General features: G+C 67.6%; 16 protein-coding genes. 8 read left to right on the top strand and 8 right to left on the bottom strand.

What is annotated here, in order from left to right:
• Nucleotides 1-134: 134 nt before the first annotated feature.
• A complete protein-coding gene (coaE, locus tag AB0M14_RS37060) occupies nt 135-1,319 on the top strand; it encodes a dephospho-CoA kinase (protein ID WP_365004649.1) in 1,185 nt (394 codons plus the stop codon).
• A gap of 1 nt (nt 1,320) precedes the next feature.
• On the opposite strand, the gene AB0M14_RS37055 is transcribed toward coaE, so the two are convergent.
• Both AB0M14_RS37055 and AB0M14_RS37050 read right to left on the bottom strand, forming a co-directional pair.
• Entirely contained in the window at nt 1,321-1,845 is a 525-nt protein-coding gene (locus tag AB0M14_RS37055; protein WP_365004647.1) for a DUF402 domain-containing protein, read from the bottom strand.
• Nucleotides 1,846-1,903: 58 nt separating this feature from the next.
• The gene (locus tag AB0M14_RS37050) at nt 1,904-2,530 is read right to left on the bottom strand and encodes a hypothetical protein (RefSeq protein WP_365004645.1); all 627 of its coding nucleotides are present in this window, start codon (nt 2,528-2,530) and stop codon (nt 1,904-1,906) included.
• A gap of 222 nt (nt 2,531-2,752) precedes the next feature.
• On the opposite strand from AB0M14_RS37050, the gene uvrB reads away from it, so the two are divergent.
• Nucleotides 2,753-4,924 carry an excinuclease ABC subunit UvrB gene (uvrB, locus tag AB0M14_RS37045; protein ID WP_365004642.1) on the top strand — a complete coding sequence of 724 codons (2,172 nt, stop codon included), beginning with the start codon at nt 2,753-2,755 and terminating at the stop codon, nt 4,922-4,924.
• A gap of 23 nt (nt 4,925-4,947) precedes the next feature.
• On the opposite strand, the gene AB0M14_RS37040 is transcribed toward uvrB, so the two are convergent.
• Nucleotides 4,948-5,418 (bottom strand): VOC family protein, encoded by a 471-nt coding sequence (locus AB0M14_RS37040; RefSeq protein WP_365004640.1) that lies wholly within the window; start codon nt 5,416-5,418, stop codon nt 4,948-4,950.
• 71 nt (nt 5,419-5,489) lie between these two features.
• On the opposite strand from AB0M14_RS37040, the gene AB0M14_RS37035 reads away from it, so the two are divergent.
• The 3 genes from AB0M14_RS37035 to AB0M14_RS37025 all read left to right on the top strand — a co-directional run bounded on the left by AB0M14_RS37035 (nt 5,490) and on the right by AB0M14_RS37025 (nt 7,525).
• The gene (locus tag AB0M14_RS37035; protein ID WP_365004637.1) at nt 5,490-6,338 is read left to right on the top strand and encodes an AraC family transcriptional regulator; all 849 of its coding nucleotides are present in this window, start codon (nt 5,490-5,492) and stop codon (nt 6,336-6,338) included.
• 20 nt (nt 6,339-6,358) lie between these two features.
• A complete protein-coding gene (locus tag AB0M14_RS37030) occupies nt 6,359-6,775 on the top strand; it encodes a DoxX family protein (RefSeq protein WP_365004634.1) in 417 nt (138 codons plus the stop codon).
• Between the two features lie 297 nt (nt 6,776-7,072).
• Nucleotides 7,073-7,525: a universal stress protein gene (locus tag AB0M14_RS37025; RefSeq protein WP_365004631.1), complete on the top strand. Its 453-nt coding sequence runs from the start codon at nt 7,073-7,075 to the stop codon at nt 7,523-7,525.
• A gap of 67 nt (nt 7,526-7,592) precedes the next feature.
• Here the strand turns inward: AB0M14_RS37025 and AB0M14_RS37020 are convergent, their stop codons facing one another.
• Genes AB0M14_RS37020 through AB0M14_RS37010 form a run of 3 tightly spaced genes read right to left on the bottom strand, consistent with a single transcriptional unit; the run spans nt 7,593 to nt 11,531 of the window.
• Nucleotides 7,593-9,860, bottom strand: coding sequence for an ATP-binding domain-containing protein (locus AB0M14_RS37020; RefSeq protein ID WP_365004629.1), 2,268 nt, complete (start codon nt 9,858-9,860; stop codon nt 7,593-7,595).
• Nucleotides 9,861-9,903: 43 nt separating this feature from the next.
• A complete protein-coding gene (locus tag AB0M14_RS37015) occupies nt 9,904-10,194 on the bottom strand; it encodes an antibiotic biosynthesis monooxygenase (protein ID WP_365004627.1) in 291 nt (96 codons plus the stop codon).
• A gap of 11 nt (nt 10,195-10,205) precedes the next feature.
• Entirely contained in the window at nt 10,206-11,531 is a 1,326-nt protein-coding gene (locus AB0M14_RS37010) for a diguanylate cyclase (RefSeq protein WP_365004624.1), read from the bottom strand.
• 239 nt (nt 11,532-11,770) lie between these two features.
• Between AB0M14_RS37010 and AB0M14_RS37005 the strand changes: the two genes are divergently transcribed.
• Nucleotides 11,771-12,916 (top strand): beta-ketoacyl synthase N-terminal-like domain-containing protein, encoded by a 1,146-nt coding sequence (locus tag AB0M14_RS37005; RefSeq protein WP_365004621.1) that lies wholly within the window; start codon nt 11,771-11,773, stop codon nt 12,914-12,916.
• Here AB0M14_RS37005 and AB0M14_RS37000 read toward each other — a convergent pair.
• Entirely contained in the window at nt 12,913-14,658 is a 1,746-nt protein-coding gene (locus AB0M14_RS37000) for a GAF domain-containing sensor histidine kinase (protein WP_365004618.1), read from the bottom strand. The two genes, AB0M14_RS37005 and AB0M14_RS37000, sit on opposite strands and share 4 nt — an antisense overlap.
• Nucleotides 14,659-14,796: 138 nt before the next feature.
• Between AB0M14_RS37000 and AB0M14_RS36995 the strand changes: the two genes are divergently transcribed.
• On the top strand, nt 14,797-15,594 hold the full coding sequence (locus tag AB0M14_RS36995; protein ID WP_365004616.1) for a sigma 54 modulation/S30EA ribosomal C-terminal domain-containing protein: 798 nt from the start codon (nt 14,797-14,799) through the stop codon (nt 15,592-15,594).
• A gap of 9 nt (nt 15,595-15,603) precedes the next feature.
• Here AB0M14_RS36995 and AB0M14_RS36990 read toward each other — a convergent pair whose 3' ends face one another.
• Nucleotides 15,604-16,236, bottom strand: a complete 633-nt coding sequence (locus AB0M14_RS36990; protein ID WP_365004614.1) for a response regulator transcription factor — start codon at nt 16,234-16,236, stop codon at nt 15,604-15,606.
• Between the two features lie 443 nt (nt 16,237-16,679).
• Between AB0M14_RS36990 and AB0M14_RS36985 the strand changes: the two genes are divergently transcribed.
• On the top strand, nt 16,680-17,738 hold the full coding sequence (locus tag AB0M14_RS36985) for a glycosyltransferase family 4 protein (RefSeq protein WP_365004611.1): 1,059 nt from the start codon (nt 16,680-16,682) through the stop codon (nt 17,736-17,738).
• Nucleotides 17,739-17,789 lie beyond the last annotated feature (51 nt).

The following is a 17,789-nucleotide window of genomic DNA, read 5'->3' as shown; positions in this document are numbered from 1 at the left end:
TATTTTGCGGAAGTAATTGCCATGGCGTGTCGGAAAGTTCGCGGGTCGGAGGCCACTTCTGCCGAAAATGTTGCGAATTGGTCTCGGGGGCGTCACGGATCGAGCAAGGGTTAGCTGTATGCGAGACTGGTCCGATGTTGCGGATCGGCCTCACCGGAGGCATGGGAGCGGGCAAGTCGACGGTGGCGCGGATTCTGGCCGAACGCGGCGCGGTGCTCATTGATTCCGATGTGATCGCCAGGGAGGTCGTAGCACCCGGAACCGAGGGCCTGGCCGCGCTGGTGGCGGCGTTCGGCGACGACATCCTCGCCGCGGACGGCAGTCTGGACCGCCCCGCCCTGGCCGCGCGCGCCTTCGCCGACGACGAATCCCGCAACACGTTGAATTCCATCACGCATCCATTGGTGGGTAAACGAACCGGCGAATTGATTTCCGCCGCGGCGCCGGATGCGATTCTGGTGCAAGATATTCCATTGCTGGTCGAGAATGGTCTCGCGCCATTGATGAATCTGGTGCTGGTGGTCGATGTCGAGGCCGAAACCCGGATCCGCCGGCTCGTCGAATTCCGTGGTGTGCCGGAAATCGATGCGCGCGCGCGGATTTCGGCCCAGGCCACCGACGAGCAGCGGCGCGCGGTCGCGGATGTGCTGCTGGACAACAACGGTGCGCCCGGCGAGATCGACGCCGTGGTGCACCGGCTCTGGGACGAGCGGCTGGTGCCCTTCGAGCGGAACAAGCGCACCGGGATCACGGCGAAGGGCGCGCTGCGGCTGGTGCCCGCCGACCCGGACTGGGCGGCGCAGGCGCAGCGGATCATCGCGCGGCTGTGGGTCGCCTGCGGCGCCGGGGCGAAGCGGATCGACCACATCGGGTCTACCGCGGTGCCCGGCCTCGACGCCAAGGACGTGATCGATATCCAGATCACCGTCGCCGATCTCGCGGCGGCCGATGAACTGCGAACCACGTTGGCGGAGGCCGGTTTTCCGCGCAAGGACCACATCACGTCGGACAACCCGAAGCCGACCGCGAACGACCCCGCGGGCACCGACCGCGAGCTGTGGGCGAAAAGGCTGCACGGCAGTGCCGATCCGGGCCGTCCGGTTAATGTCCATCTCCGCGCCGAAGGCGCACCGGGGCAACGGTTCGCGCTGGAATTCCGCGATTGGCTGCGCTCGGACGCCGCCGCCCGCGCCGAATACCTCGAGCTGAAGCGCGAGGCCGAAGCCAAGGCGGCCGGGCTGTCCGGCGCGGCGGCCGCCGACGCCTATTACGGCGTGAAGGAACCTTGGTTCGACGCCGCCTACGAGCGGCTGCGCTGAGTCAGCGCCAGGTCAGCTCGATGCCCTGACCGGCCAGCCAGCGTTCCAGCGAATAGCCGTTGGCCGCGATGCCGTCCATGGTGACGGCGGCGTGTTCGATCGCGGCCTGTGCCTCGGTCAGCTCGAGGTAGCCGGCGGCGTGTGCGGCCAGCAGCTCGTCGACGTCGAGTAGTTCGCTGTCGCGTCCGGTGCGCACGGTGATATCGAGGTAGTGGTCGACCGACTTCCAGCGCTGCGCGCCGACCTGGCTGTACTCGCCGAGATCCAGGTAGTAGTCCTGGTCGCGCTGATGCGCCGGGTTGTAATGGAAGACGGTGGCGCGCAGGGACAGTTCCGGCAGCAGCCAGGACTCGATGTAGTGGAATTCCACGTGATCGGAGGAGCGCGCCATGTACAGGCCCCAGGGCGCCACCTGATAGCTGTCGACCTCGCGGACGAACCCTTTGGGGTCCGTGTTGGTCAGGCTCGCGAGGTCGAAGTACTCGACCTTGGGCGGGTGCAAGTCCACTGCCGGTGCCTGTGTCATGCACCCAGAATCTACCGTTCCGCGCTCCCCGTCGAGTGGAGCGCGGGAATTCGCCGGATTACAGCCAGGTCAGCGTGACCCCGTGCGCCGCGAGCCAGCGTTCCACCTCGTGGTCGCAGGCGGCCAGGCCGTCCAGGGCGGCGGCCGCGCGATCGAGCGCGCGATGGGCCTGTTCGGTGCTGATCACCCCGGCCGCGTGGGCCGCGAGCAGGTTGCCGATGCCGCGCAGTTCGGCCGAGCGGCCGTGCCGGACGACGATGTCGAGGTAGTGGTTGGCCGCCCTCCAACGGCGCGGGCCGGTCGGGCCGTACTCGCCGATGTCGAGGTGGTAGTCCAGGCTGCGGTGATGGCCGAGGCGCGGGTGGATCAGATCGACCCGGACAGCGAGCTCCGGGAGCAGCCAGGATTGCAGGAACTGGGTCCCGGCGACGACGCGGGCCATATAGAGGCCCCAGGATTCGGCGCGGAAGGTCTCGACCTGGCGGACGAAGCCCCGGGGGTCGACGGTGGTGAGGTCGGCGAGGTCGAAGTATTCGACGCTGGGTCTACGGGCAGCCGGTGCCGGGCCCGGCGGGGCGGCCTGCGGCAGGTGCGCGACGGCCGGGGCGCGCATCCCTCTGGCCAGGTAGCCGGCGACGCCGGTCACAGTAGGTATACCGACAAGCAGTGGAAGCAGAGCGCTCATGATGGCGGCTCCTTCACCCCGGGGATTCGACAAGCAATCAGGCTACTCCTGGAGTGCCCGGTGCGAGCGGCCCTGAACATTTCGGTTCGGCTGTCAATTACGTTGCTGCATCAGTCATTTCGGGCAACGATTGCTGCCGGGTCGCTATCGGGCCGTGACCGGTCCCGGAACGGGCGCCGCCGGGCCGCGAAACTTGTCGGTGGCTGCGCTTACGCTGGACGCATGGCTTTCGCTACCGAGATTCCCGCTGAGGGTCAGCCGCCGCTCGCGCATTCGGAATTCCGCCCGGTCGGAGAGATCGAGCGCTCCGCCGCACGGATCGAGGTGGTCAGCGATCTCACACCGGCCGGTGACCAGCCCGCCGCCATCGCCGAGCTGGAACGCCGGATCACCGCCGGTGAGCGCGACGTGGTGCTGCTGGGCGCCACCGGCACGGGCAAGTCGGCCACCACGGCCTGGCTCATCGAGAAATTGCAGCGGCCCACCCTGGTGATGGCGCCGAACAAGACGCTGGCCGCGCAGCTGGCCAACGAGCTGCGCGAGATGCTGCCGAACAACGCGGTCGAGTACTTCGTCTCGTACTACGACTACTACCAGCCCGAGGCGTATATCGCGCAGACCGATACCTACATCGAGAAGGACAGCTCGATCAACGACGATGTCGAGCGGCTGCGGCACTCGGCCACCTCGAGCCTGCTGTCGCGGCGCGATGTGGTGGTGGTCGCCTCGGTGTCGTGCATCTACGGTCTCGGTACGCCGCAGTCCTATCTGGACCGGTCGGTGGCGCTCGAGGTGGGCAACGAGATCGATCGCGACGCGCTGCTCCGGCTGCTGGTCGACGTGCAGTACACCCGCAACGACATGTCCTTCGCGCGCGGCTCGTTCCGGGTCCGCGGCGATACCGTCGAGATCATTCCCTCCTACGAGGAGCTGGCGGTCCGCATCGAGTTCTTCGGCGACGAGATCGAGGCGCTCTACTATCTGCACCCGCTCACCGGTGATGTGGTGCGGCAGGTGGATCGGCTGCGCATCTTCCCGGCCACCCACTATGTGGCCGGTCCGGAGCGGATGGAGAAGGCGGTCAAGGAGATCGAGGCCGAACTCGAGCAGCGCCTGGCCGAATTCGAACGCCAGGGCAAGCTGCTGGAGGCGCAGCGGTTGCGCATGCGCACCCAGTACGACATCGAGATGATCCGGCAGGTCGGGTTCTGCTCCGGCATCGAGAACTACTCGCGCCACATCGACGACCGCCCCGCCGGATCCGCCCCCGCGACTTTGATCGACTACTTCCCCGACGACTTCCTGCTCGTCATCGACGAGTCGCACGTCACCGTGCCGCAGATCGGCGGCATGTACGAAGGCGACATGTCGCGCAAGCGCAACCTGGTGGAATACGGCTTCCGGCTCCCGTCCGCCATCGACAACCGCCCGCTCACCTGGGAGGAGTTCGCCGACCGGATCGGGCAGACGGTGTACCTGTCGGCTACGCCCGGCCCGTACGAGCTGGGTCAGGCCGGCGGTGAAGTGGTCGAGCAGGTCATCCGCCCGACCGGTCTGGTCGACCCCAAGGTCGTCGTCAAACCTACCAAGGGCCAGATCGACGATCTGCTGCACGAGATCCGCCAGCGCTCCGAGCGCGACGAACGCGTGCTGGTCACCACGCTCACCAAGAAGATGGCCGAGGATCTCACCGACTATCTGCTCGGGCTCGGCGTGCGCGTGCGCTACCTGCACTCCGAGATCGACACGCTGCGCCGCGTGGAGCTGCTGCGCCAGCTGCGCCTCGGCGAATACGACGTGCTGGTCGGCATCAACCTGCTCCGCGAGGGTCTCGACCTGCCGGAGGTCTCGCTGGTCGCCATCCTCGACGCCGACAAGGAAGGCTTCCTGCGCAGCAGCACCAGCCTGATCCAGACCATCGGCCGCGCCGCGCGCAATGTCTCCGGCGAAGTGCACATGTACGCCGACAAGATCACCGACTCGATGCAGCACGCCATCGAGGAGACCGATCGCCGGCGCGCGAAACAGGTGGCCTACAACGAGGAAAACGGCATCGACCCGCAGCCGCTGCGCAAGAAGATCGCCGACATCCTGGATCAGGTCTATCAGGAGGCCGACGATTCCGAGGTCGCCGTCGGCGGTTCCGGCCGCAACGCCAGCCGCGGCCGGCGCGCCCAGGGCGAGCCGGGACGCGCCGTCAGCGCCGGAGTCTACGAAGGCCGCGACATCAAGGCGATGCCCCGGGCCGAACTGGCCGATCTGGTGAAAGAGCTGACCGCCCAGATGATGAACGCCGCCCGCGAATTGCAGTTCGAATTGGCGGGCCGCCTCCGCGACGAGATCGCCGATCTCAAAAAGGAGCTCCGCGGCATGGACGCCGCCGGCCTGAGTTGAGGATCAGCGTGACCTGGCCCGGGTCAGCTCTGCTGCGCCATCCACTCGTTGACACGGCGCTCGGCTTCCGCGCGCGGGACGTCCTCGACCCGGGTCATGACCGCCCAGCGGTGGCCGAACGGGTCGATGACGACACCGAAACGGTCGCCGGTGACGAAGGTTTGCGGCTCTTCGGCGGTGCGAGCGCCGTGGTCGCGGGCGCGGGCGATGGTGGCGTCGACATCGGGGCAGTAGTGCACGACCGAGGTGTGCACCCATTCGCCGTTCGGGGCCTGGACGCCGTTGTCGGGAATGGGCATCCCCATCTGGAGGGTGGAGTCGCCGATCTTCAGTTCGGCGTGCGCGGCCTGTCCGTCGGGCAGGTCGTTGCGGCTGATGACTTCCGCGCCGAACACGGCGGTATAGAACTCGATGGCCTTGTTCGCGTCGGCGACGGCGAGGAAGCAGGTGATCGAATGGTAGTCGGCGGGGATCGGATTCACTGTGTTCGTCATGCGGACAAGTCTGCGCAGCGGCCGGAAAATGGTCTTGTAAGAATGCGACACCACGATCGGCGGGCGCGGTAATGCCGAAGTGGACGCCGGCGACCGCACCGCTCGAGGGCGTCAAGGGCATCCTGAACCCGGCGGAGCAGGCGCGCCACCGCACGCTGAACCGATTGGCCGCGGGCCCGGGCGTCGCGGCCTTCGTCGACTGGTACTGGTCGGTGCGCTGGGATCTGCGCGGCAAGCCGCCCTATGCCGCCGAGGTGCTGTCGTTCCCGTGCGTGAACGTCACCTTCGAACGCGACAACGCCCGGGTCGGCGGCTTCGTCAACGGCGTGTGCACCACCAAGTACATACGCGAATTATCCGGCGCGGGAGAGACTTTCGGGATCCGGTTCCGGGCGGGCGGCTTCGGCGCGTGCACCGGTCTGGATGTCGGGACGCTGCGCGACCGCGTGGTCGACCTGACCGAGGTGTTTCCCGACGCCGCCGACCTGACCGGCCAGGTGCTCGCCGCGCCGACGGACGAACAGCGCCGCCTCCTCGTCGAGGACTATCTCGCGCCCCGCGCCACCCGGGCGGACCCGGCCTACGAGCAGGTGCTCCGGATCATCGCCGCCATGGCCGAGGACCCGGACCTCACCCGCGTCGACCAGATCACCGAACGTTTCGATATTCCGGTCCGCACCCTGCAGCGCCTGTTCCGCCGCTATGTCGGCGCCGCGCCGAAATGGGTGCTGCGCCGCTACCGGCTGCAAGACGGCGCCGATCTGCTCGCCAAAGGCCGCACCGCGGATTTGGCCGCGCTCGCCGTGGAACTCGGCTATTTCGACCAAGCACATTTCTCCCGGGAGTTCGCCGCCGAGATCGGAATGCCTCCCCTGGAATATGCCCGCAATTCGTTACGCTCGGCCGAGGATGTTCGGTAAATACTCGGAGAGGTGTGACTGTGGACGCAGTAGTGCTGATCGGCCGAGTGTTGTTCTCGGTGCTGTTCCTGGGTTCGGCAATGGGGCATTTCACGAATACCGAGGCGATGGCGGGCTACGCGCAGAGCCAGGGGGTGCCCGCGCCCAAGGCCGGCGTTCTGGCCTCCGGCGGCTTGATGGCTCTCGGCGCGCTGAGCGTGCTGCTGGGGATCTGGGCCGACGCGGGCATGCTGCTGCTGGCGATCGTGCTGGTGCCGATCACCTTCATGATGCACGCGTTCTGGAAGGAGACCGGCCCGGAGGCCAAGCAGCAGCAGATGATCCAGTTCAACAAGAACCTCGCGCTGATCGGCGCGGCGCTCATGTTGTTCGCGTTCTTCGCCCACACCCCGGAACTCGGCCTCACCGTGACCGGCCCGCTATTCGACCGGGACTGACGACCGCGGAATAGTCGTTGTGATGAATCTCCCAGGGTCCCAAGCGCGTTCGTGACCTGTTGTGATGCGTCACAGAAATGGCCGGGAAGAATAGGATCGGCGCTGGTAGCTTCGGCCCCGGCGCCATTCACTCGACCAACGCGTGCTCTGAAAGCCCGACACCACCGAGTGTGATGTGTTGCGATTTCTGATATTTCCCCCCGTTTTGCGGCTATGGTCGACCGCAGTCGCCGCGACGGTGCTCCGACTTGTCCGGATGCACCGTACATAGGCACCCGACCCAAAGTTGGAGGAAAGATGACCGCCTACCGGACCATTGTTGTCGGTACCGATGGCTCGGACTCGTCGTATGTCGCTGTCGAGAAGGCCGCCGCACTGGCCGGCGCCGCCGATGCCACGCTGATCGTCGCCTGCGCCTACTACCCGACCGACGACCGCGACGTAGCCGCCGCCGCCGACGTGCTCAAGGAAGAGGCATACCAGGTGCGCGGCTCCGCGCCGACGAACGAGATCCTGCGGATCGCCCGCGATCGCGCCACCGAGGCCGGCGCCAAACAAATCGTCGAGCGCGCCGTCGTCGGCGAGCCCGTCGAATCGCTGCTCACCCTCGTCCGTGAGGTCGAGGCCGACCTGCTCGTGGTCGGTAACCGGGGCCTGAACACCCTGGCCGGTCGCCTGCTCGGCTCCGTGCCCTCGGATGTGGCCCGCAAGTCGCGGTCCGACGTGCTTATCGTGCACACCGTCCGCTAGACCAGAACCCGCTCGAGCCCCGTAGTGCCCGGAACCCGGTGCGCTACGGGGCTCGCGCGTTCGAGGCTCAGCGCAGCGCGCCGAGCACCTCGGGCAACTCGCCCGTGTGGAAGACCGTGAGCCGCTGCGTCGCACGGGTCAGCGCCACATAGAGATCGTTCAATCCTCGCGGCGACTCGTCCAGAATCCCCTGCGGCTGCACCAGGAACACCGCGTCGAACTCCAGACCCTTCACATCGTGCACGGTCAGCACCGACACTGATTCTCCGGCCAGCTCCGAGAATTCGGCCAGCAGTTCATGCGGCACGATGACCGCACTGGTGCCGGGCCCCTGCTCCCGCGCCACCGCTTCCCGGACCGTACTGATCATCGCCGATGCCGAAACCTCGTGTGCCGCAGGCGGATTCCCGCTCTCGCGCACCGACCGCGGCACCGTGACGCCCGGATCGATGGCGGCCAGCACGTCGGCCGCCACCGCCATGATCTCCGCGGGCGTACGGTAGTTCACCGTCAGCTCGGTCAGCTTCCAGCGTTGCGCCACATAGGGTTCCAGCATCCGCTGCCAGGACGACGCACCAGCCGGATCACCGGTCTGCGCGACATCGCCGACCACGGTGATCCACCGGTTCGGGATGCGCCGCATCACCATTCGCCATGCCATCTCCGAAAGCTCTTGCGCCTCGTCGACGATGACGTGCCCGTAGGTCCAGGTGCGGTCGCCCGCCGCCCGTTCGGCGGTGGTCTGATTGCTGCGGTAGGCCTGCCGGTCGGCGAGCTGCGAGGCGTCGATGAGGTCGTAGGCCATCAGGATCTCGTCGGCGTCCAGCGCGTCCTCGACCTCGGCGGCCGCGGACCCGGCCAGGATGTCGAGCGCCTCCTGTGCTTCGGCGATCTGCGCGTGCCGGCGGCGGCGCGACCGTTCGCGTTCCTCGCTGTCGTCGACGCCGAGGAGTTCGGCCAGCTCGTCCAGCAAAGGCGCGTCCGCGGCGCTGAATTCGCCGGTGTGCGGGCGCACCAGTTCGGCCCGGTCCGCGGCGGGCAGCGCCGCGGCGACCCGGTCCAGCCGCTTCGCGTCGGCCAGCAGATCGCCGAGCACCTCCTGCGGCGACAGGATCGGCCACAGCTTCGCGATCGCCGCCTGCACCTCCGGGTCGGACTTCATCTCGTCCCGAATCTCGGCGATATCGGTCCGGCTGAGCAGACTTTGACCACCCGACAGGTCCTGGCCCATGGTCTGGGCGACCTGATCGGTCAGCGCGTCGATGACCGAGCTCGCGAAGATCGGCCGCGCCAGGTTGTGCGGGCGGCGCGAGGACCGGGCCCGGCCGCGTGCCTTGGTGGCGATTTTGCGGTCCAGCGTCACCGGGTAGCCGTCGAAGCTGAGCAGGATCGGATCGGCGGGCGCCTCCTGCCGGTCCCGCACCGCCTGCTTGAGCACCTCGACGATCGCGAGCGAACCCTTGATCTCGCCGGCCCGCAGCGAATCCTCCCGCGTCGCCTTCACTCCCGGGTACAGATCGCCGATGGTGGACAGCAGCACGCCGGTCTCGCCGAGCGAGGGCAGCACCTGCCCGATGTAGTCGAGGAAGGTGGCGTTCGGCCCGATGATCAGCACACCGCTCTTGGCCAGCTGCTGCCGATAGGTATAGAGCAGGAAGGCCGCGCGATGCAGTGCGACGGCGGTCTTGCCGGTACCCGGCCCGCCCTGCACCACCAGCACGCTCTTGTGCTCGGAGCGGATGATCGTGTCCTGCTCGGACTGGATCGTCTCCACGATGTCGTTCATGTGCCCGGTGCGCGCGGCGTTCAGCGCCGACAGCAGCGCGCTCTCGCTGCCCACGCCGCCGTCGCCTTCGACCATGCCGTCGCGTTCGGCGGCCGCGAGATCGAGGTACTCGTCGTTGACGGCGGTGACCCGGCGGTTGCGGGTACGGATGTGCCGGCGCCGGGTCACCCCGTCCGGTGCGGCGGTGGTGGCCAGATAGAACGGCCGTGCCAGCGGCGCCCGCCAGTCCAGCAGCAGCGTCTCGTAGTCGTCCTTCTCGTCGAGAATGCCGAGCCGGCCGATGTAGCGGGCGGTCTCGTCACCGTTCAGATCGATGCGGCCGAAGCACAGTCCGTGTTCGGCGGCGTCGTACTTGGCCAGATCCTCGTTGTAGAGCTGGCTGAACGACTCCCGTTCGCTGCGGGCCTGAGGCGTGCCGCCGTTCTCCAGCAACACGGTCTTGAGGCGGTTCTTCGCGTAGGCGCGCATACCGTCGAGCCGGTCGTACAGGACCGACAAATAGGCCTGTTCCTGTGCTAACTCGCGGTCCTGAGCGAGAGGGTCGGGCAAACTGAACTCCTTGGGTCACCGCGTGAAAACAAGGTTGTCAAGTCTACGCCACCGGCTCGAAGTGCAGCACGGCCGGAAACGGATCGTAGAAGTGGTGCAGCAATGCCTTCCACTGCTGATACTCCGGCGAGCGGCGAAACCCCTCGACATGATCTTCGAGCCGATCCCATTCGACCAGCAGCAGATAGCTGCCGGGCGTTTCGAGGCACCGCGACAGCGACAACGACCGGAACCCGGGCATTCCGGCGATGATCGGCCGGGCTTCGGTGAACGCGGCCTCGAATGCTTCGGACAATTCGGGCCGGACGGGCAGCAGGACATGTTCGATGATCACGAAAGAAACCTTCAGGACGCGTGGGTGTTGTTGGGCCGGCGGCCCTTGACGGTGGCCTCGCGGTCACCGACCGGCTTGGCGCGATACATGGCCACGTCGGCGTCGTGCAGTACCGCTTCGGGGGTGCGGTGATCGCCCTGCACGAGCTCGGTGACGCCGATGGACGCGTTGACCTCGATGCGGTGCCCGCGCGCGACGATCGGCTCGGACATGGTCGACCGCAGCCGTTGCACCAGCGCGTCCAGATCCTCCCGCCGGGTCGGCCCGGCCAGCAGCACCAGGAATTCGTCGCCGCCGAGCCGCCCGACCAGGTCGTCGCCGCGCAGCGCCCGCTGTAGCCGCTGCGCCACGATCTGCAGCACGGTGTCACCGATGGCGTGGCCCAGCGTGTCGTTGATCGCCTTGAACCCGTCCAGATCGATGAACAGCACCGTGGACACCTGCGGATCGGCGCTGCTGGCCAGTGCGGCCGCGAGCTGGGACAGGATCAGCGACCGGTTCGCCAGCCCGGTCAGCGAGTCGTGGGTGGCCTGATACTCCAATTGCCTGCGGCTGGCCCGGAATTCGGTGACGTCGGCGAACGAGGACACCGCGGGGGAGGCCGGGTCGTCGGGGTTCAGCAGCCGGCTGGAACCGGAGAGCCAGCGGCGCTGCCCGTCGGCGCGATCGACCCCGAAGGTGTACCCGGTGATGGTTTCGCCGGTTTCCAGGGTGCGTGCGATCGGGTGCCGGGACGGCGGCAGCGGCTGCGCGTTCGCGTCCAGCAGCACCATCGGCAGTTCGTGGATGCTCAGCCCGACCAGTTCCTCGGCGTGTTCGGGCTTGCCGAAGATGCGCCCGGCGGCCGGGTTCGCCGATTCGATGCGGCCGTTGCGATCGATGACGACCACGCCCTCTTCGAGCTGCGAGACCACGGTGGTGAAGTGTTCCTCGGCCAGGCGCTGGGCCTGCTCGGCGGCGCGCTGCGCGGTCAGATCGTGGATGACCACCTGATAGGCGAAATGGTGCTGCCAGGGCGTCAGCACCGACACCGTCTCCACCGGAACCGGACGCCCGTCCAGGCGTAGCAGCTGCATTTCGGTGGGGTGCGAGGCCGCGCCCGCGGTGGTGAGGTGGCTGATGCGGTCGAGCATGCCCGGCACGGAATCAGGGTGCACGAATTGGGTGACCGGTTTGCCCAGGATGTCCTCGGAACCGGCGGCCCCGAGCAAGCGGATGGTGGCCTGGTTCACGTAGACGACGAGGCCGTCCTGGTGCACGCAGATCCCGTCCGGGGTGTGATCGACCAGCGACCGGTACCGCTGCGCGAGCTCCTCGGCATCGTATGCGTCTGCCACTCCGAACCCCCGATCGCTCGACCGACCTATGGCCATTGGAACATGGGAATTATCCTGGTATCGACATGAACAAGATCACGTCGGTATAGCGGTAGCTTTCGTGACTGATCGATCACAGTCCGGCTCTTCATCGGGTGCTGCCCGAAGATCATTACAGGTTTTACGAACAACGACAGCGCAGGCCGAGGAGCAAGGCTATGCCAGGCGTCAATGCGAGAACGGTAGAGCACCAAGATCATATGACGATCGCCGGGATCGGTGCCGTCACCGGATACGGCTGGGGTAAAGAGGCGCTCTGGCAGGGCCTGCTGAGCGGCAAATCCGCGGCTACGCTGCAGTCCGGCTACGGCCGGGGCCGCAACGAACACGCCTGGGTGGCGCTGGTGCCCGACGGCGGCGATCCGGCGATCAGCAAGAGCCGTTACGGCCGCGCCCTGCACGAGGCGGCGCGCGAGGCCATCGCCGACGCCACCGCGCGCGGCTGGCGCCCGGCCCGCACCGTCGGGATGGTGCACGCGATCGTGCTCGGTGACGTGGTGAATTGGCGCGACTTCTATCTCGTGGACCACGGGCACCGCCGCTCCCGCGACTACTTGCCGCTGCTGCCCTCCACGCCGATCTCGATGCTGATGCAGGAGTTCGGTTTCCACGGGCCCTCCATGAATGTCTCGGCGGCGTGCAGTTCGGCCAATGTCGGTCTGATCACGGCCAAGCTCTGGCTGGACGCGGGCGTCGCCGATGACGTCATCTGCGTGGCCTCGGACATGTCCGCGACACCGGACATGCTCGAGCATTTCGTGCACATGGGCGCCGCGGTGTCCGACGCCGAGCCGATGGACGCCTGCCGGCCCTTCCAGCGCGGCAGCCGCGGCTTCAGCATGGCCGAGGCCTCGACTGCATTCGTATTGAGCAGAGCCGTGGATCGGCCCTATGCCACGATCCTCGGCGGCGGCATGACCAACGACGCCTACCACGTGGTCTCGGTGGAACCCGATCACCGGCAGATCTTCGACTGCGCGCGCCGGGCGCTGGCCCAGGCCGGTCTGGAACCCGCGGACATCGCCTACTTCAACGCGCACGGCACCGGCACCCGCCAGTGCGGCGCCGCCGAAACCGACCTGATGGCAAGGATGTTCGACGACGGCCCGCTGATCTACGCGCTCAAGCCGCTGGCCGGGCACAGCCAGGGCGCCGCCGCCGGCGTCGAGGTGGCCGCCGCGGCCCTGGGCTACGAGCGCCGGGTCATTCCGGCCGCGCCGATCGTCGCGCAGGCGCATCCGCGGCTGATGGACGGCCCGCAGCCGTTCCAGGGCGGGTACACCCTGAAGGCTGCGCTGGGAATGGGCGGTCATAATTCCATGCTCGTGCTCGGGGAGCCGGGCTAACCGGTCGGCAGCGGCACCGACCAGCAGAGCCGGGTGCCGGGTAGCTCGTCCGGATTGCCGCTGGGCCGGATCGCGGGTCCGATGATGAACTCGCCGTTGGCCTTCTCGGCCCGCTGCTCCAGATTGCGCAGCCCGCTGCGGATGACGTGATGCGGAATGCCCCAGCCGTCGTCGAGCACCACGATGGTCAGGTTGTCGTCGACGCTGATCTCCACCGTGACGGTGCTGCCGCCGGAGTGCCGCACCGCGTTGCTCACCGCCTCGCGCACCACGGCCTCGGCGTGATCGGCGAGTTCGGCCTCCAGCACCGACAGCGGCCCGGTCACCTGGAGGCTGCCGCGCAGCGGGGTGTCCGAAGTCTGCTGCCGCACCGCGTGTTCCAGGCGCTGCTGGAGCCGGTTGGTCTGGGCGTCGCCGCCGTGCAGGTCGAAGATCGAGGTGCGGATCTCCTGCACCACCTCCTGAAGATCGGAGACCCCGGTCGAAATGCGCTGCCGCACCTCGGGCACCTGGGCCTGCGGCAGCGCGGCCTGCAGACTCAGGCCGATCGCGAAGAGCCGCTGGATGACGTGATCGTGCAGGTCGCGGGCGATGCGGTCGCGGTCGGCCAGGATGTCGAGTTCGCGCATCCGGCGCTGGGTACCGGCCAGCTGCATGGCCAGCGCCGCCTGATCGGTGAACGCCGCGGTGAGTTCGACGAGTTCGTCCGGGTACGGCGCGGAACCGGCGGGGCGGACCGCGACCAGCACGCCCAGCGTCGCGTCCGGGGTGCACAGCGGCAGGATCAGCACCGGGCCCACGTCGGCGAGCGGGACGCCGAGATCGATGGCGCCCGCGTCGTCGAACCGCAGCGGCGTGCGGCGATGGAACGCCTCGCCCAGCGCGGTGGCCTCGGTGAGCACCAGCCAGCCCTCGTGCCCGGCGCCGGGACCGGACCACTGGGTCAGCATCAGCTCGCTGACCTCCCCGGCGCGGCGCTGCACCCCGGTCGCGCCGGCCAGGAACGCGCGGTGCGAACCGGTGAGGGTGCGGGCGTGGTCGACGACGTGCGCGAGCACCTGCTCGGATTCGGTGCCCGCGAGGAATTCGGTGGCGATGTCGCGGGTGGCCTCGATCCAGGCCTGCCGGGTGCGCGCGGATTCGTAGAGCCGGGCGTTGTCGACGGCGATGCCCGCGGCCGCGGCCAGCGCTTGCACCAGGACGTCGTCGTCCTCGGTGAACGGGTGCCCACCGGCCTTCTCGGTGAGGTACAGGCTGCCGAAGACCTCGTCGCGGATCCGGACCGGCACGCCGAGGAAGGTGTGCATCGGCGGGTGGCCGGGCGGCAGGCCCACGGACTCCGGATGTTTGGTCAGGTCCTCCAGGCGCAACGGTTTGCTGCGATGGAACACCGCGCCGAGCACGCCGTGCCCCTCGGGGAGTTTGCCGATGCTTTCCCGAGTCGGTTCGTCCATGCCCTCGTCGAGGAACTGCGCCACCTGCATGTCGTGCCCGAGTACCGCGAGTGCGCCATAGCGGGCGTCTACCAGACTTGTCGCGGTGCGCACGATGGCGCGCAGGGTGTCGTCCAGGTCGAGCCCGGAGGTTACTGTCAGCATCGCCTCGACCAGGCCGTCCATCCGGTCTCGCGAGTCGATGATGAGCTCGACGCGTTCTTTGACCTCGCTGAGCAGCTCGCGCAGTCGTAGCTGGGACAGCGTGTCGCGCACCGAGTACAGGTCGTTGCCGCGGTCGTCGGGCATCTCGACTTCTCTCCTGAGCGGGGCGCGAAGTGCGTTGGTCCCAGTCTAATTCGCGGATCAAGGACTTTCGGCCCTGTTCGCGGCAGCGTTGCGGGAGTGGGATAGGGGCATCAGGTGAATAGAGAGCAGAGGTGTCCTATGAATTCGTCGCAGGCGTTGTATTCGGAGCGCGGCAACGCGCGGGGCAACTCGGAGCAGTGGACCACCGCCGCCGATCCGGGTCTCGCGGTCACCACCCGTGGTGCGGTACCCGCGGCGGATGTCACGCGCGCGGTGCGGGCCATCGGGCGCGTTCTGCGCCGCCATCACCTGGATGTCCCCGCGCGGGTGCGGGTTACCGCGCCCGCGGACGGCGACCAGCCGACGGTGGTGCAGGCCAATGTGCGGCTGCACGACACCCCGGCGCGGGTGCAGGTCACGGGGCCGCGCGGGTTCGCGGTCACCTTCGCGGTGGAGCGCCTGGATCGGCAGATCGCCCGGCTGGCCTCGAATCAGTCCCGGGCCTGGCCGGATCCGGCCCGCCCGCCGCTGGCCCGGGTCACCGAGCCGCGCCCGATCGTGCGCCGCAAGTCGGTCTCGCTGCTCACCGGCACCCCCGGCGAGGCGATGGCGATCCTGGACGCGATGGATTACGACGCCTACCTCTTCATCGATCAGGAGACGGGGGAGGAGGCGATCGTGCACTGGTGCGAATTACTGGGCGTCGGGGTCGCGCGTCAGCACAGCACCGACGAACCCGGGGAGCAGACGGTGAATTCGCTGCCGCTGTCGGTGGATTCGGAGCCTGCCCCGCAGCTCACGGAGCTGGACGCGGCGGCCTGGCTGTGCCGCACCGGCCTGCCCTACCTGTTCTTCACCGACGCCGACTGCGGGCGCGGGCGGTTGCTCTACCGCCGCTACGACGGCGACCTGAGCATCGTCATCCCGGCCGAGTGACCGAAACGCTCAGCCCTCACGCAGTTTCGAAGCCAGGACCGCCGCCTGCGTGCGGCGCTCCATGCCCAGCTTGGCCAGCAGGCGGGAGACGTAGTTCTTGACCGTCTTCTCGGCGAGGAACATCCGCGCGGCGATCTGCCGGTTGGTGAGCCCCTCGCCGAGCAGGGCCAGCAGTCGGCGCTCCTGGTCGGTGAGACCGGCCAGGGGGCCGTCGTTTTCGGCGCTGTTGCGCAACCGCGCCTTCAGCGCCGTCGCGGCCCGGGTGTCCAGCAACGAGCGGCCCGACCCGACCGCCTTGATCGCCTCCGCGAGCTCCATCCCCTTGATGTTCTTGACCACGTAGCCGCCCGCGCCCGCCAGAATCGCGTCGAGCATGGCGTGCTCGTCGGTGTAGGAAGTCAGGATGAGACACCGCAATCTGTCGTTTTCGGCGAGCAGATCGCGGCACAGTTCGATGCCGTTTCCGTCGGGCAGGCGAACATCGAGCACGGCCACGTCGGGCCGCAGCGCGCGGATGCCGGCCATGGCGTGCGCGACGTCGCCGGCCTCGCCGATCACCGACAGTTCCGGATCGCTTTCCAGCAGGTCGATCAGGCCGCGGCGGACGATCTCATGGTCATCGACCAGGAACACTTTGAGCACCACGGCCTCCCACCGGCGAACGGGCTACCACGCCAAGGTATCTCGTCGCGGGCTGTCGCGGCTACACCTCGGCGCGGCGGGTTGGAGACCTACGGTTAATTACGAGTAATGCCGACTCGAATTACAGAAAACCATGCCCGCATTGTGGTTTCGAGTATCATAGGACCGAAGTCATTCAAAGAGGGCTTATGGCAGCGGAGCCGCAGGGCCCGTGCACAGTTATCTCGGACAATGGCATATTCAGCAAATCTTGATTTCAGTAATATTTTCGGTCCACCGCGCAACTGCCCAGGATGTGGTTCGGGTGCGGTCGGTATCTACGACGACCTGCGGGATGCCCGCTTCCACTGCCTCGACTGCGGTGCGCGCTGGCGACTAGCGCACGGGAGGACGATTGTGGAATCCCTGATCGGAGAAGAAGACAGCGGCATACGGGCGGCCCGATGAAGATCGGACTTATTGTTCCGCCCTGGGTTCCGGTTCCGCCGCCTGCTTATGGCGGCACCGAAGCCGTAGTCGGAAACCTGGCTCTCGGTCTGGATCGGCTCGGTCATGAAGTTCATCTTTTCACCGTTGGGGAGTCCACCTGTCCGGTCAAATGTTCGTATCTGTTCGAACACCCGACCGCGCAGATCGGTGTCGGCGAAGCCGAATTGATGCACGTGCTGCACGCCTATGAAGCGCTCAGCGATTGCGACATCATTCACGACCACACCTCCCTCGGGCCGTTCATCGGCGCCTCGGCCGGCGGTCCGCCGGTAGTGGTGACCAATCACGGCCCCTTCACGCCCATGCGCCAGGACATGTTCCGCGCCATGGCCGAACAGCACGCGCACATCATCGCGATCTCGGAGTCCCAGAAGCGGGCGGCGGGCGCCAAGGTGCCCATCGACGAGGTCATCCATCACGGCATCGACCTCGACGCCTACCAGTACGGTCCCGGCGACGGCGGCTACGTGGTGTTCGTCGGCCGGATGAATCCGGAGAAGGGCGTACACCGAGCCGTGCAGGTGGCACGGCTGGCGAAGCGAAAGCTGCTGCTGATCACCAAGATCAGGGAACCCGAGGAGTGGGCGTACTACAAGGAGCGGGTACGCCCGCTGATGGCGCCGGACGATCCGGAACCGCGTGAGGAGCCGCTGGCGACCCGGGTGGAGCTGGTCCGGCACGCCGACGCGCTGATCAATCCGATCGGCTGGCCCGAGCCCTTCGGTCTGGTGATGGCGGAGTCCTTGGCTTGCGGCACACCGGTTCTGGCGTTCCCGAACGGCGCGGCGCCGGAGATCGTCGAGCACGGCCGTACCGGCTTCCTCTGCCGCGATATCTGGGACATGGCCGACGCGCTCGACCGTGTCGGCACCATAGATCGGCGCGTTTGCCGGAATTCGGCGGAGCGACGGTTTAGCCTGCTCCGCATGGCCCGTGACCACGAGCGGCTCTACCGCCGCATTCTGACCGGTGAACGGACGAGCCGGGCGATGGTGCCCGAAACGGTGTCGTGAGGGAGGCCGATGCGCGACCCGAAGTCCTGAGTTCCACTCATGCGTACCCGC

The organism is Nocardia sp. NPDC051832 (assembly GCF_040681285.1).
In the GTDB taxonomy this organism is placed as follows: domain Bacteria; phylum Actinomycetota; class Actinomycetes; order Mycobacteriales; family Mycobacteriaceae; genus Nocardia.
This window is presented reverse-complemented; position numbering and strand designations above follow the sequence as displayed.